Below are 21,207 nucleotides of genomic sequence, written 5' to 3'. Positions count from 1 at the left end.
TATGAAATTGAAAACGTTTATAGATCAGTTTTTGGCTTTCACTCGAAAAGAATTTTTTCATATTCTACGGGATAGGAAGACCTTGTTGGTCCTGGTGGTTTTGCCTATCTCGCAATTATTGATATTCGGTTTTGCTTTGAATAGCAGTTTGACGGAAATGCCAACAGCTGTGCTGGATATGTCAAATGATCGGATGAGCAGGCAAATCGTGTCGGAGATTGATGCAAGTTCTACTTTTAAGATTGTGGAATATGTGTCATCCATGCAGGAAGTGGATGAATTGTTTAAGTCCGGAAAGTTGTCACTGGTACTCGTGTTTATGCCCGGTTTCGAGAGGGAGATTAAAAGAACGGGAAAGGGAAATATGCAAGTTATCATGGATGCTAGTTTACAGATTAATGCATCGACGTTGGAGTCTTATATTCTGGCAACCTTGTTGACGTACCAGCAAAAAATAAATGCGGGGCGTGAATTACCGATCCAGATTATTCCGGAGGTGAAGATGCGTTATAATCCCCGGCTAAATAGTGCTTTTCATTTTGTGCCGGGTGTGATCGGTATCGTGTTGATGTTGGTTTGTTCGATGATGGCCTCTCTGGCAATCGTGAAAGAAAAGGAATCGGGAACGATGGAAGTGTTACTAGTATCTCCTGTACGGCCACCTGTGATTATCTTGGCGAAACTAATGCCTTATTTGCTCATCGGAATGATTAATATCGTGGTTATTTTGTTGATTTCGGTCTTCGTGTTAAAAGTTCCCGTGGCTGGAAATATCTTTTTACTATTTTTTGTCGGTACGATTTTCACGTTATCATCATTGGCGCTGGGAATCATGGTTTCGGTCCTGACAAAAACACAACGGAGTGCGATAATTATTTCGATTGCAGGGTTGATGTTACCGGCAATTACATTATCCGGTTTTATTTTTCCCTTGGATTCATTGTCCATGGGGATGAAGGTGATTGTTCATGCCATGCCGGTGACCTTGTTTATCTCCTCTGCGAGGAATATCATGATCAAAGGTTTGGGAATGGAGGCCGTTTATCCGGAATTGTGCGGTTTGGTCGTGATTACCGTGGTTTTAATTGCTATTAGTATTAAATGTTTTAAAAACCGCTTATCATGAGGATACTAGGATTTTTATTACAAAAGGAGTTTATCCAGATATTCAGAGATAAGACGATATTATTGATATTGTTTTTAATCACGGTGATCCTGTTGTTTATTCTTCCGCCGGCGGCTAAAGTGCGTACGTCACGAATTTCGTTGAGCGTGGTGGATCATGACCGGACGACAACTTCCTCTAATTTCCTGCGAAAACTGACGAGTTCGAAACAATTTGCTATTGGGGCTTACGTGGATACTTACGAGGAAGGGCTGGAGGTCTTGGAGAGAAGTAAGACTTCCGGGATTCTTGAAATCCCGAAAGGGTTTGAAAAGAATATCATGGAGCGGGTTGAGGCTCCCATTATGTTGGAAATTGATGCCGTGAATGGGGTAACAGCAGGACTCTCATCATTTTATTTTTTGCAAATTCTGGGACAGTATATTGGGGAGTATGCAGATGGTTTTGGTTTCCAACCGGGTTTTCGGATAGAATCACAGGAGGAAGTGTTAGCCCGGGTAGAGGCCGAGGCCCAAGCTGAAATGATAAAGCGATTTAAAGAAAAGGCGGAATCTCAAGTTCGAACGGCCCAAGCACACGAGGAGATGTCTAATCAGGTAAAGAGGCAGGAGGAGGGATCAATAGTGTCATTACAGGCGAAAGAATCCGGGTCTTTCCGAAAATTATCAAAAATGAATCAATGGGAAACGAATGAGGAAATCGTTGTTCCCCGGGTTATGATGAATTCGGGCGTGTCGGATGTAAGTGTTCCGTTTATGGAAAAGCCTGCGAATCGAGAGTTTGAGCAAGTTAACATGATCGTGAATCATCGTTATAATCCGGATGGAGAATCTAGTTTATACCAGATTCCTTCTCTTTTGGCGATATTGGTATGTATTATCGGAACGGTATTGGCAGCGTTGAATATCGTGACGGAGAAAGAGAGTGGTACTATCGAGCAAATGAACGTGAGCCCGGTTAAACGAGGCGCTTTTATCTTTTCGAAAATTATACCTTCATGGGTGATCGGGATGGCGATTTTGACCCTCGGGTTGATTATTGTGCGGGTGATGTATGGGATTGTTCCACAGAGTAGTTACTGGAGCATTTATCTGGTTTCTTTTCTTTTCCTAGTCTCAATGGTCGGGTTCGGTGTGTTGATTTCTACGGCCTGTCGGAATCAGCAACAGGCGATGTTACTTTGCTTTTTCTTTTTGTTGATCATCTGTTTATTGTGTGGGATGTGGACCCCGATAGATAGTATGCCGGGTTGGGCCAGGGTTATTGCGGATATAAATCCTTTGCGCTATTATATTGAAGTGATGCGGCTTTTTTTTGCTTACGGTAGCGAGTTGAGACATGTGTTACCTCAGATCGGGGCGTTGGGTGTGTTTATCGTGGTATTTAATACTTGGGCCATTTGGAATTTTCGAAAAGCTAGATAATGTTTGAATGTTGTATGTATAATAAAGTGTGATATGATGAAATTTAGGTTATTGTTGTTTGTTATGATGTTTACAGGAGTCGTAACGAACGCTCAGGAAGGAGTGAAATTTGAGGATTTAACTTTTAAAGAGGCTTTAGCAAAAGCAAAAGCCGAAAATAAGCTCGTGTTCATGGATTGCTATACCTCGTGGTGCGGGCCTTGCAAGAAAATGTTGAATACCGTTTTTGTCCAAAAGGAAGCCGGTGATTTTTTCAATCCTCGTTTCGTGAATATCAAATATGATATGGAAAAGGGGGAAGGGATAGAACTGGCAAAACAATTTAACGTGAAGAGTTTTCCAACGTTTTTTATTATACGTCCTGATGGAAGTATACAACATAAAGTCGGAGGTGCCGGATCATTAAATTCTTTCCTTGGCTGGGTCGAGAGAGGGCTACACGAGGAGACTTCTCTTGATTTTCTAAATAAACAGTATGAAAAAGGGACGATGAATAAAAGGCAATTGTTGGATTATTACTGGGTCCTTCTTTGTGCGGGTGAAAAAGAAAAGAGTAAAGTGGTATTGGAGGTATTGAAAGGGAAGCTGGATGATCATGACCGATTGCAAGCGGATTACTGGTTTTTGACGGAAGGACAACCTTATGGATCTTCTGGGTTTAATTTTGTCACTACTCACTATTCTGAATTTAAGAGAAATGTAGGGGAAGAGAAAATACATGATTATTTATTGAAAAATTTTCATAAAGTTCTTGATAATGAATTCGAACGGAAGGGTGGTGCCGATAAAAAAGCGATGAAAAATTTGTTTAATCAAATTTCAAAAGAATGGTCCTCTATGGATTGGGTGCCGGATGCACGGTTACAGAATAAATTGAAATTGCTTGGTGCTTGTGTTGCAGAGGATTCCAAACAGATTGTTTCTTGTCTTGAGTTTGGGTTGGACAAGCAGTTGGTTCCTAAATGGAATTACGATTTATGGGTTATGTTGTCGACTTTGGATTTTGTGAATGTGAAAGAGGGGAAAGTGGATAGCAAGCGAATTTTAGCATTGAAAACGAGAATTCAGGGATATTTTGCTAATTCTCCTAGCATTCTGAAAAGGTTAGATCCTTACTTTGAGAAATTTAATTGATTTGCTCTTTTTTATTCATGAAAATAAATTTGGATTTGAGCGTATGAATCAAGTTATTGTTGAAACTAATATAAGAAATTTAGTATGAAAAGAATTTTGTTTTTTTGTAGCGTTTGTTTGATGATTACTTTTGTGATCAACACGATGGTTTCTTGTCGCAGTTGTGGAGATAAGAAGGTGGATGATATTTCTAAAGTACCGGGTATTTATGAAGGTCAGGCAGAACTCCAGATTCCGGAAAATCTAAAGAAAATGGTGAAACCGGATTCCACGGGAAAAAGTCCGATTCCAGACGGGCCAATACCTTGTAAATTGGAAATAAAAGAAAATAAGAATAAAGAGTTAACGATTGAATTGATTGATTTCAAAATGCCGATGAAAGGGATGGAATTAACCCCTTCTTCCTGTCGGGTAAGTCAGGAGGGAGAAGCATTTGTTTTGGAAGGCGAAGGTAAAGTGTCATTGGGGACAAAAGGTTCTCTATCTTATGAACACGAGGGAAAAATAGAAGGTACCGATATTCATTTGGATGGAACCGTTTATATAATACCTAAATTATTGGGGGTGAAAATTGTATTTGATGGGGCGAAAAGTTAACATTTTTGGAATTATAAATTATACTAAAATGAAAAATGTATTTTTATTTTTGATGGCATTGTGCAGTGTTGCATCCTTTTTTGCTTGTAGCGATGACAATGATGGAATGAATCCAAAAAGTTTGAACGGGATTTATGCAAATGCTAGTACAGGTAACGTGTTAGACTTGAAATACAGTAATTCCGAATTTTTGGGGAAGACGGTCGAATTTCATACGGCAGATGGAGTAAAAGCGACTTTAAAATTGAATGGGGTTATCCCGGGGGAAATGGAGACTGTTCTTTCGGATGTTGAATTAATTTCGGATGATGCTGGTTATAAATTTACGACAAAAGATGAAAATGATAGTCGTACGATAGATTTCGTGGGTGGCGTGGAGAATGGAAAATTAGTATTGGAGGTAAATGCAAAGTTTAATAATGATTTAATCGGTAAGTGGTTGTTAAATAAAGAGAACTCGATGGCCATGACGTGGATGACTGTTGATGGTAAATCTGTTCAGTTGGCACAAATAAGGAATGTAGAAGGGAAACCTCTGGGCCTTAGGTTGACCACAAAAAATATTGTAACGTTTGCTCTACCGACATTGAAAAAATTGTTGCCGAAATATTTGAAGGATGTGACATTCATGGAAGATGGAAATATTATTGCTACATATAATGCGTCGAAACAAGGCGAGAATGGAGCCGAAACACAGGATAGTTGGAAAACATCGAATCTGAATCAGGCTCATTATCGTGTAAAGGATGATGTTTGTTGCGTTTACCCGAACTTGGAAATGATTATGCGTCAAATGGAAACAGGTGGAACAATCGATGTTGTTCTTCTTCAGCAACTTTTGATAAATGGAATCCCCTGTCATTTCGAGTTGTCCGAAGGAACTGAAGCGACACAAGATGCTTTGTATATGTATTTGAATGAAGAGTTCTTTAAACAATTGATCCCTTTTATAAAATTGGCGGGAACCTTGATTTCAGAGGATACACTGATACCCGTAAGTGATTCCATATATATTTCGCTAAAGGAAATTATGACCAACTTGCCGGAGGCTTTGGAAAAAACGGAAAGTATGAACGTAGGATTGAATTTTGTTGTTGAGAATAATTGATAAATTCAATGAAGTGCCTGTAAGGATTTGATATGATTTTTAGGGTACTTCTTTTTTCCTGTTTCTTCTTTAAAGAATGATGAAGGTGTCTAGAAAATACTCAGATGCAAGATGCTGATTTACAAAGTGAATAGGTGTAACAAGTTTTTACTGGTTCCGCGATTGTGGTTAGTTTTGAAAAAACTTACTTAGATTTAGCTCGTCATCAATTTAGTAAAAGGGGCTGTGTTCAAACTGGCACAGCCCCTTATGATATGATTAGAGAAGAGAAGATTGGCATTTGCATGATTTAAATTAGATGTAACCGATTAATACAACTTGATCAAGAAGCGTTGTTGTTTCGATGAAAATTGAACCATGCCTGAATTTATTTTGTTCAGCCTTCCAGTTTATGTAGAGAACTAGGCGTAATCTAACCGTGAAGTAATCGAGAAACTACCTCTCGTTCGTTGCTTATTCAGAGCTTAAGTGGAGTTTATTCTATCCGGGCTGCATGAGCCACGAGTAAGCTCTGAATCAGTTTCGAAAAAGAGGAACCTTCTCTCTTAATTCTCGGTAGGATTACCATTACTTCTTTTATTTTAATGCTTACATGGGGGGCCGGATAATGATTTGGTTTACATCTTGGTTTACATGGGGGGGTATTTTGCTTACATCATTGCTTACATGAGGGGGTAAAAACCATGAAAATGGCCAGAAATGAAAAAAGCACTTCCTTTCGTAAGTGCTTTAAAATGAGAGCGGAAAACGGGACTCAAACCCGCGACCCCCAGCTTGGAAGGCTAGTGCTCTATCGACTGAGCTATTTCCGCGAATAAGTGGGGAGAGCAGGATTCGAACCTACGAAGACGATGTCAGCTGAGTTACAGTCAGCCCCAGTTGGCCACTTTGGTATCTCCCCTTTGTTCAAAGAACAATTATTTCGGGTGCAAATATACAGCTTTTTGGTTTTGGCGCAATAGTTTTTGGTGATTTTTTGCGTGTCGATATTTAATTTCTTTAATAATGTAAAGGAGTTCAGAGGGTTGTTTGACGGAGTTTATGGCGTAAATAGTATTCTTACGTTTGATAATTGTATGTATGGATGAAATAATAACTACATTTGTAATGTGTTATAAATATTATAATTATGCAAGATTTAATAAACGGACGCTGCGGTTGGTGCGGAACGGACGAACTGTATGTAAAATACCATGATCAAGAGTGGGGAAAATTGGTGACCGACGACAAGAAATTATTCGAGTTTCTAGTGTTGGAGAGCGCTCAAGCCGGATTGAGTTGGATAACTATTCTTAGGAAACGGGAGGGATACCGCAAAGCCTTTTGTGATTTTGATGTCGAGCGGGTAGCACGAATGACGGATGAAGATGTTGAACGGTTGATGCAGTTTGATAGTATCGTGAAAAATCGTCTAAAAATCAAATCAACAATTACGAATGCAAGACTATTTATTGATATTCAAAAGGAATTCGGTAGTTTTTATGACTACACGCTGTCGTTTTTTTCCAACAGGAAGCCGATTGTCAATATCGTTCGGTCTTTAAGCGAGATTCCGGCGTCTTCTCCTGAATCTGATGCCATGAGTAAGGACATGAAAAAGCGGGGTTTTAAATTCTTCGGGACCACGATTTGCTACGCCCATTTGCAGGCAGCGGGGTTCATTAACGATCATTTGGCAGATTGTATTTGCCGGAGGGATAAATAATATTTTTTTTAAGAGGGAAAAAAGAAAACCGCCCGAAGGCGGTTTTAATCATTTCTTTTTGTATCCCACGGGTTGCGTGTAGATAACGATGTGTTTTGCCGGGAGTCCGATGACTTTGGCTAATTCTTCCTTATCCACGGAACCGATGACCACGGTTGCCATATCTTTTGCTGCACATGCCAAATAAACGGATTGTGCCATGTAGCCGGCATGGTGGTAAGAGTATTCTTTCTGGTGTTCCGGGTTCGTGATTCGCCCTTCCTTGTTATGGTCGGCCGTGTAGATAAAACACACGGGAGCGACGCCCATGAAAGGTTGTGGACCACATTCTTTACGGAAATCTCCTTTCTTCACGAGTTCCAGTTCGTGTTTCTCTGCGTTATAGCGATAGATTCCATCTGCCGTGGCCACGTAAAGCACCATTTCTTGCCAGTTCGTGGCGGTGGGAACTGTTCGTTTGCCGCTTTCCGGACGGTTTATACCGTTTGCTGCCCACACTAGGTCGGAAAGGTCTTGTAAGGATAGTTGTTTCGAGTCGAAATTACGGTCTGTTTGCCGTTCGTTCAAACAGTCCATGAGTGCTTTCCCCCCGCTCTTTTTCGGGGCGGGTAATTTGATGTTCTGGGCGCTGACTGCGCCGCCTAATACTGTTAGTACCAGCATTGTGATAATTGTTTTCATTAATTTACAACATTAGTGGGTGTACCATTAAAGAAGTTCAGGATGTTATCAACAGCTTCCTGCCCGGTGGCAATGCGCGTGTCGATAGTGCCTGTAGCGTTGTGAGGGGCAAGGATTACGTTATCCAAGCCGTAGAGCATTTCAGTAACATGGGGTTCATCCTCGAACACGTCCAAGGCGGCCCCGGCGATCGTTTTATTTTGTAAACAGATGGCTAGTTCCTTCTCGTTAATGACTGCCCCGCGAGCAGTATTTACCAGAATAGCTGTCGGTTTCATCAATTCAATTTCCCGTTTCCCGATCATGTGGCGGGTTTCATCTGTCAGTGGGGTATGAATGGAGACGAAGTCTGATCTTTTCAGTAACGTGTCAAGATCGACTTTCTCGTATCCTTCTACTGTACTCCGGCGATTGTAGTAAATAACATTCATTCGGAATGCTTCTGCCAGTTTAGCCACTGTTTTGCCGATATTCCCCATGCCGATAATTCCCAACGTGCGCCCTTCCAGCGTGAAACCGAGATTTTTCATAACGCCCCACATGCTTTCTTTTTCACCCCGGATGCGGCGGTCACATTCGGTAATTCGGCGAGCTGCACTCAGCATGAGGCCCATGGCCATTTCTGCTGTCGGGAAACATACGGCTTTCGGGGTGTTACAAACAGCGATTCCTTTGGAACGGGCGAATTTGATGTCGATGTTGTTGTAACCGACACCGAAATTGCTAATTACTTTTAACTTTTTCCCGGCCTCGATAACCGCATTATCGATAGAGCGGGTGAAGATGCCTAGAATAACGTCGTAATCCGGAACAAGTTTGATTAATTCTTCCGTGGTGAAATACTCGCCTTCCGGCATTGTGATCGTGTGTTCTTTTCCCAGTTTGGCGAATGATTCGCGGGGAATGTTGTAAGTAACTAGAACTTTCATATTTTTAATTTTAAACTTTAAACTCTAAACTTTTCTCAAACTCATGCGGGCATCTGCCGGGGCTTCCAAGCCGATAAACTGTGATGCCAGGTATTTGTAATATCCCGTAACGGCAACCATCCCCGCGTTATCCAGCGAGAAACCCAAGCGGGGGATGAAAACTTCCCAACCGAGGCGGGCGCCTTCGTCATACACGGCTTTTTGTAACCCGGAGTTGGCTGATACCCCGCCTCCAATGGCGATTTGTTTGATCCCGGTTTGTTTAGCGGCTTTTTTCAATTTGGCCATGAGAATGTCAACGATCGTTTTTTGCAGTGAGGCACAAAGATCGTTGAGGTTATGTTGTATGAAATCCGGGTCGTTTTTGATTTCATCCCGGATAAAGTACAGGAACGAGGTTTTCAGCCCGCTAAAACTATAATCCAATCCGGGGATATTCGGTTTGTTGAACGTGAATCTTTCCGGGTTACCTTCTTTTGCCAAACGGTCGATTACCGGACCTCCGGGATAGGAGAGTCCCATTACCTTGGCACATTTGTCATAGGCTTCTCCCGCTGCGTCATCAATGGTCTGCCCGATAACTTCCATGTCCAGGTAATCCCGTACGATAATAATCTGCGAGTTTCCCCCGGACACGAGTAGGGTTAGGAACGGGAATTTCGGGTGACGGGATTCCACCCCCGGTTCTTTGATAAAGTTCGCTAGGATGTGAGCCTGTAAATGGTTCACCTCGATCATGGGTATTTGTTTGGCAATAGCGAATCCTTTGGCAAAGGACGTTCCCACAAGGAGGGAGCCCAGTAATCCGGGACCTCTGGTAAAGGCCACTGCATTTACTTCATCTTCTGAGACGCTGGCTTGTTTTAAAGCTTGCGCTACCACCGGGATAATGTTTTGCTGGTGTGCCCGGGATGCTAATTCTGGTACGACTCCCCCGTAGGCCTCGTGAACCTTTTGACTGGCAATAATATTCGATAGTACAACCCCGTCTTTTAGTATAGCGGCCGAGGTGTCGTCGCAAGAAGATTCAATACCGAGAATTACAATGCCCATTTTAATTTCTTGATTTTAGATTTTAAATTTTAGATTGCATATTTCATGATTTGGTGATTTTAGATTTAGTGATTATTAATCACTGAATCATTAAATCGATCATCACGAAATTAATTCGTTTTACATTTTTCTTAATTTTCAATTATTAAGATGAAATGTCCTGCAATATTAATAAATTTGCGTGCAAACTAAAATAATGACAGCATAAAAAAAATAATCTCCATATTATCTCGGTGTGTGATAGGATTGGTCTTTTTGGCCTTTGCAGCATACATGGCTTTAATGACCCCGTTTGTACAGACGAGGTTAGTGGATTATTTTACCCGTATTTTAGAGGAACGGACGGGAACTACGATTTCTATCGGACGAGTGGAATTTCGCCCGATAGAGTCATTGATTCTAAATGATGTGTTTGTTCGGGATTGTCGTCAAGATACGCTTGTGTTTTGCGAGCGGCTGGTGATGAAGGTGGATTCCGTGAGTTTCGTGAAAAGACGTTTCACGATTACGGAAGCTGCTTTCGAAAAAGCCAAGTTTAATTTATGGATCGAACGTAGGCAAGATGGGGGTGAGAGTCTTACAAATGTGGAACAGCTCATTAATTCTTTTTCATCTTCCAGGGTCGATTCCGTGCCTCAAACCTCTTCGGGGTGGAACGTGAATCTGACTCAGGTAATATTGAAAGATTGTCGTTTCCGGTATATCGAGAGCGATTATGAACCGACAGATTACGGGATTAACTGGACAGACGTTGAGTGTCAGAATCTGAACGTGCGTATTTCAGGTATTGATTTTTCGAACAAACAATATCGGGCTAAAGTTGCGGGACTTCGTTTCAGGGAAAAGTCCGGTTTCGAGGTGACCAATATGGGGGGGGACGTCGTGGCGAGTGATGATAATTTGTTGATAACAAATACGTTTATACAGACGGAACGGAGTAAGGTTTACCTGGATACATTGGAGTATAACTGGGTTCCGGAACACGATTACTGGCGTAATTTTACCACGAGGATGCAACAGCGTTACGTGTTTACCGATTCTAGGGTAAGTTTTGATGATCTGTCGTATTTTAACGGGAAGTTATTGGGGATGCATAATACCGTTTTCGGTAGCGGGGTTGTTTTTAACACGATAAATAATCTGGAAGGGCGTGATTTAGAGATTTATATGGGTGATAAAAGCGTGCTACATGGTTCATTTGCATCGCATGGGTTACCTGCTTTTTTCGAAACGGATTTCAATATCGATTTCACGGATACGAGGGTGTCTCCTCCGGAATTGGAGGCGATTTATATGCCTTGGCTTAGAAGTCATTACGTGAAAATACCGGAAATCTTGCATAAATATGATGTCTTTACTTTCGACGGGAATTTTCAGGGAAAGATTGAGGATTTTGCTGTTAAGGCTCGTACCACGACTCCCGGAATGGTGGGAAGTGTGCTTTTTAATTGCGTGATGGACAGTATCGGGGATATTCGTTACGATGGTTGGTTCGGTTTAGGACAGGTGCAATTCGGATTTCTCACGGAACAATCCTTTTTGGGTAGAGGGTCATTTTTCGGGAAGTTTGATGGGGTGTTGGGGGATTCAACTTCTCGATTTAATTTGTCGAGTAATGTACGTCGTTTACAGCTATATGATAAGGAAATTCGGGATATTCGCTTGACGTTGGGAACGGAAGGAGAACACTTGTATCTACTTTCTTCCGTGAAAAATGATAGTTTGCAGGCTGATGTTCTTTTGGATTATATCATGGGCGACACGTTGAGCTTGGCAAAGACTGAAGGCTATGTGAACGTGCGTCGGTGGGATTCGTGGGCTCCCTCTGTTTTTGGGGAGAGAGAGTCTATTGAATTTGATTTTAGCGGTAGTTTGAAACAAAGTGAAGATAATCGTTGGGTAGAATTGCTGGTGCCGGGGGTGACATACGAGAACAGCAGGGGGACGTGGAGTACCGATTCCTTGAAATTCTCCACGACTATACTGGGCGAGTATAGTTTCACTCAATTGCAGTCGGATGTGGTGGACGTGACGATGGAAGGTTTTTTCCATTCCTTGAAAGTGACGGATTTATGGAATAGTTTTTTAGTAAGTTATTTGCCCGACTATAAGTACGCCGTTGACAGGGCTTTGCCGGAGGGGACGAGCCTGATGCTGGATGTGCATTTAAATGACATTAATCCTTTTTTGAAGGTGGCTTACCCGCAACTGAAATTGTCCCGGGGTGGGAATTTGGCCTGTGAGTATCATTATGCCGATCGTCAGGTAGAGTTGTCTTTAGTGGCAGATACAATTTCCTATGGTGATTTTAAATTACGTGATTCTCGGATGAAACTGAATGGGGACGGGATAAACTTGCACTGTACGTATTCTGCTGATGAATTGAAATATATGAATTTCGGGAAGTTGTATAACGTGCGAAACGTGATAGAGGTAAACACGAATAACGTGAGCGAGCGTCTGACTTGGTGTAATTGGGAGAGGGAGAGTTATAGTGGGTCGTTTGCTGCTAACTTGCGTTTGTTGAAATACAGGGACCGCCATTTAACCCAGGTGTTTATTCATCCGAGTACGTTTGTTATGGCGGATAGTACATGGCACGTGGCACGATCCATGATCTTGAAGGAGGACAATGATATTTTCGTGAATAACTTTGAAATCAGCCGGGGTGAACAGCGTTTTCGTTTATGGGGACGAGTGACGGATAATCCTCGTGATGTTCTTTCTTTGGAATTTCATGATTTCAGTTTGACCGAGTTTAACAAGATCCTTTTTGATAATAAATTACAACTTTTCGGTCAGGTGAATGGTGAAGTGAGAATTCAAGATTTGTATAATGATAATTTGATATATGCCAACGTGAATGTGGATCAGTGGGGAGTTAACCGGGATACATTAGGGGTACTGGATTTGAATTCTCGTTGGGATGCATCGAATAGTGCTTTGGAGATAAGTATGGTTAACCGGATGAAGGAGAGAACCCCGATAGGAGTATTCGGGTATTATAAGCCTTCAACGGATAGTTTGAACGTGAATCTGGAACTTTCCCAGATCGAGGTAAATTATTTGGCCGGTTATTTCCCCGATATGTTGAAAGGTGGTGAGGGTACGATCTCGGGTAATCTGGTTATGAAGGGAACAACACAAAAAGCTTCAATTGACGGTTTTTTGGAAATGGATTCCGTGGCGCTTACGGTAGCCGGGTTGAACACGGCTTTTAAAGTCGATGAGCGTTTACCCGTGAAAAATAATCGGGTCGTGTTGGATAATTTCAAGATATATGATGCCAAGGGGCACGCGTCTGTTTGTTCGGGGTATTACGATCTGAATTCGAATTTATACGATGTGTTGCTTAAATTTAATAATTTCCGGGTGTTGAATACCAAGGCGAACCAGAATGATGCGTTTTACGGGCAACTGTATATCACGGGACAGACCCGGATGAATAATTTGTCCGGCGATGGAGCTTTATCCGTAAATTTGAAACCGGAGGCACATTCCGTACTTTACATCCCGTTAACCTCCGCGTTGACAGAGGAAGACGGGAGTTTCCTACATTTTATAAATAATCGTCAGGCAGATGAGGGGCGGCGTCCGGATGAAGAGCGCTCTTCACTGGTTTCCAATTTTGATTTGAATGCTAATATCGAGATCAATAATAATCTGGAGGTTCAGATTATTTTTGACCCCACGATCGGGGATATTTTGAAAACGGTGGGAAGTGGTAATCTGCGTTTCGGTTTGGGGAAAGATAACGAGTTGGATATGTTCGGGGAATATAAGATTGAAAAGGGGGATTACTTGTTCACGTTGAGTAATTTGATTAATAAGAAGTTCGTGCTGAACCCCGGGGGAAGTATCAGGTGGAATGGCTCGCCGTATGATGCCACAATCGACGTGAGCGCTATATATAATTTACGTACTTCTTTGAGTGATTTGCTTGCTGGAACCACGACAACGGTGGATAAGACAACGAAAGTGCCTGTTGAGTGCGAATTGAAGTTGGGGGAGAATCTGATGAACCCGAACGTGCAGTTCGGTATTAATTTCCCTTCTCTTGACGTGCAGATGCGAAGTCTGATGCAGAGCTTTTTTTCCAGTCAGGATGAGATTAATAAACAGATGTTTTCTTTGTTGATATTGAACAAGTTCTATACTCCGGATTATGTTGATAAGGATGCCGAGCTGGAAGAACGGAACACGGGCTACCAGATGGGGGTGACGACGGCGAGTGAGTTGCTGTCAAATCAACTATCCCGTTGGTTATCGCAGATCAGTAATAATTTTGATATTGGTTTTTCTTACCGTCCGGGTGATCAGGTGACGACAAACGAGTTCGAGTTGGCCCTGTCGACCCAGATCTGGAATAACCGGGTGACGATTTCTGCCAATGGTAACATGATGGAGAAAGCAAAGACTAATTCCAACACGTCGATCACGGGTGATTTTGACGTGGATGTGAAATTGAATCGCCAAGGTACATTACATCTAAAGGCCTATTCGCATACCGATGAGAAGATTACCTATAATGCAACCGAAACCGTACAAGGCGTCGGTGTCTCTTATCAGGAGACGTTCGATACCTTCCGGGAATTATTCCGTAAATATCTGGCTATTTTTAAACGGAAAAAACAACCGACAGTTCCCGTGCAATCCGCTGATACTAAGCAGTAGTTTCCATTTTTAACTTCCAATTTTCAATTTTCTATTCTTTGTCATTGTTTTTTCAATTTTTTTTCATCAAATTGTACTCGTTACGTGAAAACGTCGAACCTAACTAAAATTATATCATGAAAAAAATGACCGAACAAGAGTACATGGACCGCGAGGCCCAATACGGTGCTCACAATTACCATCCACTTCCCGTGGTGTTAGAAAAAGGAGAAGGTATTTACGTGTGGGATGTTAACGGAAAGCGTTATTTCGATTTTCTGTCGGCTTATTCTGCCGTGAATCAGGGACACTGCCACCCGAAGATTGTAGAGGCTATGACGGAGCAAGCCAAAAAGTTGGCTTTGACCTCTCGGGCTTTCTATAATAACGTACTGGGTGAATGGGAAGAATATATTACCAAATATTTCGGGTACGATAAGGTGCTGCCGATGAATAGTGGTGCCGAGGCTGACGAGACTGCTTTGAAATTATGTCGTCGTTGGGGATATGACGTGAAGGGTATCCCTACCGATCAAGCTAAGATTATTGTTTGCGATAATAATTTTCACGGTCGTACGATCACGATAGTTACGCTTTCTAACGATCCTTCTTCTTATGCCGGATTCGGACCTTTTACTCCCGGATTCGTGAGAATACCGTATGATGATATTCCTGCTTTAGAAGAGGCGTTGAAAGATCCGAACGTGGCCGGATTCCTGTTAGAACCGATTCAAGGCGAGGCTGGTGTTTATGTACCGCATGAAGGATATTTGAAAAAAGCGTATGATTTGTGTAAGGCTCATAACGTGTTGTTTATGGCTGACGAAGTGCAGACTGGTATTGCCCGCACGGGTAGAATGTTGGCGTGTGATCACGAGGGGGTACGTCCGGACGTTTTGATCCTAGGCAAAGCCATTTCCGGAGGATTGATGCCTGTTTCCTGCGTGTTGGCAGATGACGAGATCATGTTGACCATTAAGCCGGGAGAACATGGTTCGACTTACGGGGGAAATCCTATCGCGGCTAAAGTGTCTATGGCTGCTTTACAGGTAATCAAGGATGAGAAACTGGAAGAGAATGCCGAAAGACTGGGTAAGATTTTCCGGGAGAGAATGAAAGCGATTAAATCCGATATGGTGGAACTTGTCCGCGGTAAAGGTTTGCTGAATGCGGTGGTAATTACCCCGAAGAATGGTAAAACGGCTTGGGATGTATGTTTGAAATTGCGTGATAACGGTTTGTTAGCTAAACCGACTCACGAGCATATTATTCGTTTCGCCCCGCCTTTGGTTATCAATGAAGAGCAATTAATAGAAGCGATAGGTATTATCGAGAAAACATTAAAAGAGTTCGAGTAGTCGGATTTGAATTTATTATTAGGCATCTTTTCATGATCACGAGTTTGATTTTGGAAAGATGCTTTTTTATATAGTCCAACAATAGCGTATATTATTTCTTTAAATTGTGAAAAGTTTATTTTTCCGCGTATATTTGTTTTATTAAATATCCCTCTTATATGTCAATAGATTTCGATTCATTATTGGAAGGCGTTAATAAAAAAGATATGCGGGCGTGGGAAGAGCTTTATGCAAGGTATTATGCCGTGTTGTGTTCTTACGTGAACAATATCTTGCGGGATCGGGATCAGGCTCAGGACATTGTACAGGATGTTTTGGTGGCTGTCTGGAAATCTTCCAAGCGGTTTGGGGATATGAAGGAACTGACTTCTTATTTATATCGTTCTTGTTATAACAATGCGTTGATTTATAAGCGTAATGTTCAAATCCGTAAGGGTATAGAACAAAAAATCGTATTGGAGGCAGAGGTGGAATTTTCTGATGAGATTTTTGCTATTACCGTGAGAGATGAGTTATTGAGACAGTTGTATTGTTATATCAAGGAATTACCGGATGGTGCCAGGGAAATAATGGAATTAAGTGTTTTGGGGTTGTCCGGGCCTGAAATTGCAGAAAAGTTAGGGATCACGATTCATACAGTGAAAACACAGAAAAGTAGGAGCTTCAAGTATTTACGAGAAAAGTTGAAAGATTCAGTCCTGTTGTTTTTAATTTGATCGAAATTTTTTATCGTTTTTGTCATACTCTTTGTATTTTCATGTATTATACAATTAAATAATTCATTATTGATTTTAGCTTTTTTTGCTGAAATCGTAGAAAGTACTAGGGTGATATAAAGCAATAGGTGATGAGATTAGATTTATATAGAGTGATAGAATTGTTTCGAAAATCTTTTTCGAATTCCCTTTCCGATAGGGAAAAAGAAGAATTGGATGACATTTTTCAAAATGATTATTTGGATGAGGTTTATGAACAGTTATCGGATGACAGGTTTATTGAAATGAAGTTTAGAGAGTTCGATGGATATGAGTATAAACCCGCTTTTGAAAAATTGATAAGATATCATAGACGGTCGATTGTCCGAAAATGGATTGCATGGAGCACTTCTGTTGCGGCTGTTATTATTTTCGTTTTATTATTTGTTTATTCAAATTTTCAGTCTACAAATAATCAATGTACCCCTCTTGCTTTTCAAGAACGGATTATTCTTCCTGGGAGCAAATCTGCCGTGTTAAAATTAGCAGATGGTAGGGTCGTTACGATGGGGGAACAGCCTTTAGAAATTGTAACGGATAAAGGTGGGGTTGTTAAATATGATAAGGGACAACTTTCGTATTCATCTGAGGAGCCTTTTGCAGAAGAGTTATTCAACGAATTAGAGGTTCCCCGGGGGGGAGAGTGCCAAGTTCTATTGGATGATGGAACGAAAGTTTGGTTGAATGCTGATTCTCGATTGAAATATCCGATCGTTTTTAATGGTGTGGAACGGAAAGTTATATTATCAGGAGAGGCTTATTTTGAGGTTAAAAAAAATGCACGACCTTTTATTGTTTCTACTGATGCGGGTGATATAATCGTATTGGGAACTGCTTTTGGTATTCGTGCTTATCCGGAGGAAGTGGATTACACGACCTTGGTTTCGGGAAAAGTAAGTTTTCAATCAAAAAATAATCAAAAAATAATCTTGTCACCGGGAGAACAAATTGTGGTTCATGCTTCTGGAGAGGTGGAAAAACGAGAAGTTAATGTTGAAGAATATATTGGCTGGAAAAGTGGTTTGTTTGTTTTTAAGAATAAAACGTTAGAAACAATCATGAATATGTTTGAACGATGGTATAATGTTGAAGTTATTTTCCAAAATGATGAATTAAGAAGTTTGAAATTTACAGGAGATCTTGAGCGATATGATAGTATTAATACATTTTTACATCTACTTGAACGATTAAATGAAATGAAATATGAAATAAAAGGAAATACGATTCTGTTGTTTAAATAAAAGAAACAGACGACAAAATTCTCAGGTTCGAAGTCTGTTTCTCTGATATTTATTAATAAATATGATTTACAAAGTTATGAAAAAAAAACGATTAGTTAGGTTTTCCAACCTATTAAAAAGGTGTGGGGAAAGTTCAGTAACTATGAAATGTTGTGTCGTGTTATTTTTTCTTTTCAGTTTAAACGTGTCTGCAGACGTTTACGCTCAACAAAATTTAGTTACATTGGATTTATCAGATGTATCGGTAGAGCATTTTATTGAAACGGTAAAAAAACAATCTGTACTTCGTTTCATGTACAATTCAGAAGTTATTCAAAAAGCAGGGAATGTCTCGGTAAAAGTGGAAAACAAACCTTTAAAACAAGTTTTGGATTTGGTGTTGTGGAAGGTGAATTTAGAGTATGAATTTTTTAATGATGTGGTTCTAATTCGAGAAAAAGAGGAAAAGAAAGAGGATGTTCGCCAAAAGACTGTGAGGGGGTGTGTAAAAGATCAGAGCGGAACCCCATTACCGGGAGTAACTGTAGTATTAAAAGGTGAAAATCTGGGTGTAGCAACAGATATTGATGGAAATTATTCACTTTCTTTTTTCGAGAAAAAAGATTTAGTCATTGTGTATTCGTGTGTTGGAATGCTTCCGGTGGAAATTAAATATACAGGACAAGATTCTATTCATGTGGTGTTGAAAGAAGAGGTTGAAAAGATTGATGAGGTGGTAGTAAATGGTTATTTTACTCGAAAAAAAGAGAGTTACACGGGTGTGTCAACGACTTTTTCTGGAAGTGAACTTCGCAAAGTGTCAACAGGAAGTATTTTAAATACATTGTCTATGTTGGATCCTTCTTTTGTGAAAGTTGTAAATAATGAAATGGGAAGTGATCCAAATACAATTCCTAGTTTCGAGATTCGTGGTTCTAGTAGTTTGAAATCGACTTTTGATGGTAATCCTAATATGCCAACATTTATCATGGATGGTTTTGAGGTGTCTGCTCAGAAAGTATTTGATTTAGATCCGACTCGTGTTCGTTTTATTACTATTCTAAAAGATGCTGCCGCTACTGCAATTTATGGTTCTCGTGCCGCAAACGGAGTTGTTGTTATCGAGACAGAATTACCTAAAGCGGGAAAATTACAACTTTCGTATAATGGAAGTGCTAATTTTGAGGTAGCAGATCTTTCTGATTATAATTTGATGAATGCTGAAGAAAAATTGGAGTATGAGGTTCGTTCGGGGCTGTATAAAACAGAAAATAGTAGTCCCGAATATGCGGATAATAATTTGGCTTCTTATAATCAAATTTTGAAATTGGTCAAGGAAGGTAATGATGTTGATTGGTTGGCAATACCTGTTAGAGATTTTGGGATAGGACATAAGCATTCTGTTATTGCAGAAGGTGGGAATGAAACATTTCGTTATGCATTGGATCTTTCTTACTCAAATACTGTCGGTGTAATGAAAGGTTCTAAACGTGATAACTATGGTGGGGGTGTTCGCCTTCAATATAATTTAAAGAGTTTAAAGTTTATGAACTATATGTCTTTTAGTCATCTGAAATCTGTGAATTCTCCATATGGTAGTTTTAGTTCATATACTTATTATAACCCTTATTATAACCCTTATGATGAAGAAGGAAATATAAAAAAGATTCTTTATTCTTATCAGTATTATGATGATGGAATAAAGACAAAACCGATGTATAACGAGTTGTATAATGCTACATTACCAGCAAAAAATCAATCGACAGGGAACTATTTTATGAATAATTTTTCAGTCGAGTATGATATTGTTCAAGGACTGAAGTTGAAGGCGAATTTATCACTAAGTGTTGATAATAGTAAATCAGATGTTTACGTGTCGAATGAAAATACCGGTTTTATTGGTAAAGAGCAGAAGGGAAGTTACTCGCAATCTTGGTCAAACAGTTTTAGCTATGATATTAATGTAGTTTTGACTTATTTTAAAAATTGGAAGAAACACTTGTTGAATGCAGGATTGATTTATAATTTACGAGAGAGTGATACGGATGCTACAAGTCTGTCTGCTGTGGGGTTCCCGAATGAAAGTATGGATCATATTTCAATGGGAGCAGGTTTTGCGGAAGGGGGCAGACCGGGAGGAAGTTATGATGTATCTCGTTTGATAGGTTTTGTTGCAAACTTTGGTTACACGTATGATAATCGATTTTTACTTGATTTTTCTTTAAGAAGTGATGGGTCATCTTTGTATGGGGCCAATAATCGATGGAGTACGTTTTGGTCTTTGGGAATCGGTTATAATTTGCATAACGAGAAATTTATGCAAAATATTGCATATGTTGATTTATTAAAAGTAAGGGGATCGATCGGTACAACTGGGGGACAAAATTTTAATCCTTATCAGTCAATGACGATGTACTCTTATAATGATGGCAGAATAAGGGGGATTTCGTATAATGGGTATATGGGAGTCTTGTTAAAAGCATATGGAAATAAAAATTTGAAATGGCAAAAAGTAGAGAAACGAAATATAGGATTGGATTTTGAATTGCTTGACAGGCGGCTAAAAGGCTCATTTAACGTGTATAGTGATCTTTCTAAAGATGTCCTTATAGATGTTACTGTTGCCCCATCATTAGGTTTTTCCTCTTATAAAGAGAATTTAGGGCAGGTAAAAAATAGTGGTGTTGAGTTGACGTTGAAAGGAACGGTTATTAGAAATATGGATAAAAATATTATTTGGGATTTAATCTTCAATTTGGCACATAATAAAAATAAAGTGATGAAGATTAATAGGGCTTTAACGGCTTTTAATGATACTCAAGATGCAGAAGTAAAAAATAAACCAATGATTAGGTATAAAGAGGGATTGTCTCAAAATACAATTTGGGTGAACGAGTCTCTTGGAATTGATCCTGCTACGGGAGATGAAATTTTTCTTGATTTGGATGGAAATAAAGTGAATGAATGGAGTACGGCTAATTATAAGCCTTTGGGTTCTACAGACCCTAAGGTTTACGGGACGATAGGAACGATGTTCGTTTATAAAAAATGGGAATTGAATGCACATATGTATTATAAGTATGGTGGTTATTTATACAATTCAACATTGGTGGATAAAATCGAGAATGTGAATCCGAATGAAAACGGGGATAAACGAATTTTATATGACCGCTGGAATGCACCAGGAGATATTGCTAAATTCAAAAAGGTTAGTGATGTGTCTGTGACTAATCCAACTTCACGTTTTGTTGAAAAGGAGAATTATATACAGCTTCAATCTTTGTCCCTTAGTTATGATTTCAGTAGTGATCAGCTTCGAAAAGTAGGTATTCAGCGTTTGAAGGTGTCGGCTATTGGTAACGATATCTTTAAATCGTCTACAGTGAAAATGGAGAGAGGAACTTCTTATCCGTATGCCAGAACGTTCTCGTTATCAGCTCAAGTAACTTTTTAATTTAATAGTT

14 protein-coding genes and 2 tRNA genes are annotated in these 21,207 nt (G+C 40.1%); 11 read left to right on the top strand and 5 right to left on the bottom strand.

Going from position 1 to position 21,207, the window contains the following annotated elements; translation table 11 throughout:
- Position 1: 1 nt before the first annotated feature.
- The 5 genes from I2I33_RS06590 (at position 2) to I2I33_RS06570 (ending at position 5,389) form a co-directional block, all read left to right on the top strand.
- Positions 2–1,126, top strand: a complete 1,125-nt coding sequence (locus I2I33_RS06590; RefSeq protein WP_087422499.1) for an ABC transporter permease — start codon at positions 2–4, stop codon at positions 1,124–1,126.
- A complete protein-coding gene (locus I2I33_RS06585; RefSeq protein WP_087422498.1) occupies positions 1,123–2,550 on the top strand; it encodes an ABC transporter permease in 1,428 nt (475 codons plus the stop codon). The genes I2I33_RS06590 and I2I33_RS06585 overlap by 4 nt, the downstream gene beginning before the upstream one ends.
- A 33-nt stretch (positions 2,551–2,583) precedes the next feature.
- Positions 2,584–3,684 (top strand): thioredoxin family protein, encoded by a 1,101-nt coding sequence (locus I2I33_RS06580; protein ID WP_087422497.1) that lies wholly within the window; start codon positions 2,584–2,586, stop codon positions 3,682–3,684.
- Between the two features lie 84 nt (positions 3,685–3,768).
- Complete coding sequence (locus I2I33_RS06575) at positions 3,769–4,281, top strand: hypothetical protein (RefSeq protein ID WP_140402624.1); 513 nt, start codon at positions 3,769–3,771, stop codon at positions 4,279–4,281.
- Between the two features lie 28 nt (positions 4,282–4,309).
- Positions 4,310–5,389, top strand: a complete 1,080-nt coding sequence (locus I2I33_RS06570) for a DUF4925 domain-containing protein (protein WP_162613870.1) — start codon at positions 4,310–4,312, stop codon at positions 5,387–5,389.
- A 739-nt stretch (positions 5,390–6,128) separates the two neighbouring features.
- Here the strand turns inward: I2I33_RS06570 and I2I33_RS06565 are convergent.
- Positions 6,129–6,201 (bottom strand) — tRNA-Gly (locus I2I33_RS06565).
- Positions 6,202–6,208: 7 nt separating this feature from the next.
- Positions 6,209–6,290: transfer RNA gene (locus I2I33_RS06560), tRNA-Tyr, on the bottom strand.
- Positions 6,291–6,518: 228 nt separating this feature from the next.
- Between I2I33_RS06560 and I2I33_RS06555 the strand changes: the two genes are divergently transcribed.
- Positions 6,519–7,094, top strand: coding sequence for a DNA-3-methyladenine glycosylase I (locus I2I33_RS06555; RefSeq protein ID WP_087422494.1), 576 nt, complete (start codon positions 6,519–6,521; stop codon positions 7,092–7,094).
- A gap of 48 nt (positions 7,095–7,142) precedes the next feature.
- On the opposite strand, the gene I2I33_RS06550 is transcribed toward I2I33_RS06555, so the two are convergent.
- From I2I33_RS06550 to tsaD, 3 genes are read right to left on the bottom strand one after another with little or no spacing between them, the layout of a single operon-like run.
- On the bottom strand, positions 7,143–7,775 hold the full coding sequence (locus I2I33_RS06550) for a SagB/ThcOx family dehydrogenase (protein ID WP_087422493.1): 633 nt from the start codon (positions 7,773–7,775) through the stop codon (positions 7,143–7,145).
- A complete protein-coding gene (locus I2I33_RS06545) occupies positions 7,775–8,704 on the bottom strand; it encodes an NAD(P)-dependent oxidoreductase (protein ID WP_087422492.1) in 930 nt (309 codons plus the stop codon). Before I2I33_RS06545 ends, I2I33_RS06550 begins: the two co-directional genes overlap by 1 nt.
- A 24-nt stretch (positions 8,705–8,728) precedes the next feature.
- Positions 8,729–9,757, bottom strand: coding sequence for a tRNA (adenosine(37)-N6)-threonylcarbamoyltransferase complex transferase subunit TsaD (tsaD, locus tag I2I33_RS06540; RefSeq protein WP_087422491.1), 1,029 nt, complete (start codon positions 9,755–9,757; stop codon positions 8,729–8,731).
- A 237-nt stretch (positions 9,758–9,994) separates the two neighbouring features.
- Between tsaD and I2I33_RS06535 the strand changes: the two genes are divergently transcribed.
- The 5 genes from I2I33_RS06535 to I2I33_RS06515 all read left to right on the top strand — a co-directional run bounded on the left by I2I33_RS06535 (position 9,995) and on the right by I2I33_RS06515 (position 21,197).
- Positions 9,995–14,431, top strand: a complete 4,437-nt coding sequence (locus tag I2I33_RS06535; RefSeq protein WP_195666774.1) for a translocation/assembly module TamB domain-containing protein — start codon at positions 9,995–9,997, stop codon at positions 14,429–14,431.
- A gap of 125 nt (positions 14,432–14,556) precedes the next feature.
- A complete protein-coding gene (gene rocD / locus I2I33_RS06530) occupies positions 14,557–15,768 on the top strand; it encodes an ornithine--oxo-acid transaminase (RefSeq protein WP_087422517.1) in 1,212 nt (403 codons plus the stop codon).
- Between the two features lie 158 nt (positions 15,769–15,926).
- Positions 15,927–16,484: an RNA polymerase sigma factor gene (locus tag I2I33_RS06525; protein ID WP_087422489.1), complete on the top strand. Its 558-nt coding sequence runs from the start codon at positions 15,927–15,929 to the stop codon at positions 16,482–16,484.
- Positions 16,485–16,615: 131 nt separating this feature from the next.
- Positions 16,616–17,764 carry a FecR family protein gene (locus tag I2I33_RS06520; protein WP_087422488.1) on the top strand — a complete coding sequence of 383 codons (1,149 nt, stop codon included), beginning with the start codon at positions 16,616–16,618 and terminating at the stop codon, positions 17,762–17,764.
- A 142-nt stretch (positions 17,765–17,906) separates the two neighbouring features.
- A complete protein-coding gene (locus I2I33_RS06515) occupies positions 17,907–21,197 on the top strand; it encodes a SusC/RagA family TonB-linked outer membrane protein (protein ID WP_229128217.1) in 3,291 nt (1,096 codons plus the stop codon).
- Positions 21,198–21,207 lie beyond the last annotated feature (10 nt).

The sequence above is a fragment of the Butyricimonas sp. BSD2780061689_150309_C8 genome (genome assembly GCF_015560935.1).
In the GTDB taxonomy this organism is placed as follows: Bacteria; Bacteroidota; Bacteroidia; order Bacteroidales; family Marinifilaceae; genus Butyricimonas; species Butyricimonas paravirosa.
This window is presented reverse-complemented; position numbering and strand designations above follow the sequence as displayed.

Excerpts from the sequence above, each read along its gene's own strand:
- I2I33_RS06590 (WP_087422499.1), top strand. The coding sequence starts at position 2 with ATGAAATTGAAAACGTTTATAGATCAGTTTTTGGCTTTCACTCGAAAA.
- I2I33_RS06585 (WP_087422498.1), top strand. The coding sequence starts at position 1,123 with ATGAGGATACTAGGATTTTTATTACAAAAGGAGTTTATCCAGATATTC.
- I2I33_RS06580 (WP_087422497.1), top strand. The coding sequence starts at position 2,584 with ATGATGAAATTTAGGTTATTGTTGTTTGTTATGATGTTTACAGGAGTC.
- I2I33_RS06575 (WP_140402624.1), top strand. The coding sequence starts at position 3,769 with ATGAAAAGAATTTTGTTTTTTTGTAGCGTTTGTTTGATGATTACTTTT.
- I2I33_RS06570 (WP_162613870.1), top strand. The coding sequence starts at position 4,310 with ATGAAAAATGTATTTTTATTTTTGATGGCATTGTGCAGTGTTGCATCC.
- I2I33_RS06555 (WP_087422494.1), top strand. The coding sequence starts at position 6,519 with ATGCAAGATTTAATAAACGGACGCTGCGGTTGGTGCGGAACGGACGAA.
- I2I33_RS06550 (WP_087422493.1), bottom strand. The coding sequence starts at position 7,775 with ATGAAAACAATTATCACAATGCTGGTACTAACAGTATTAGGCGGCGCA.
- I2I33_RS06545 (WP_087422492.1), bottom strand. The coding sequence starts at position 8,704 with ATGAAAGTTCTAGTTACTTACAACATTCCCCGCGAATCATTCGCCAAA.
- tsaD (WP_087422491.1), bottom strand. The coding sequence starts at position 9,757 with ATGGGCATTGTAATTCTCGGTATTGAATCTTCTTGCGACGACACCTCG.
- rocD (WP_087422517.1), top strand. The coding sequence starts at position 14,557 with ATGACCGAACAAGAGTACATGGACCGCGAGGCCCAATACGGTGCTCAC.
- I2I33_RS06525 (WP_087422489.1), top strand. The coding sequence starts at position 15,927 with ATGTCAATAGATTTCGATTCATTATTGGAAGGCGTTAATAAAAAAGAT.
- I2I33_RS06520 (WP_087422488.1), top strand. The coding sequence starts at position 16,616 with ATGAGATTAGATTTATATAGAGTGATAGAATTGTTTCGAAAATCTTTT.
- I2I33_RS06515 (WP_229128217.1), top strand. The coding sequence starts at position 17,907 with ATGAAATGTTGTGTCGTGTTATTTTTTCTTTTCAGTTTAAACGTGTCT.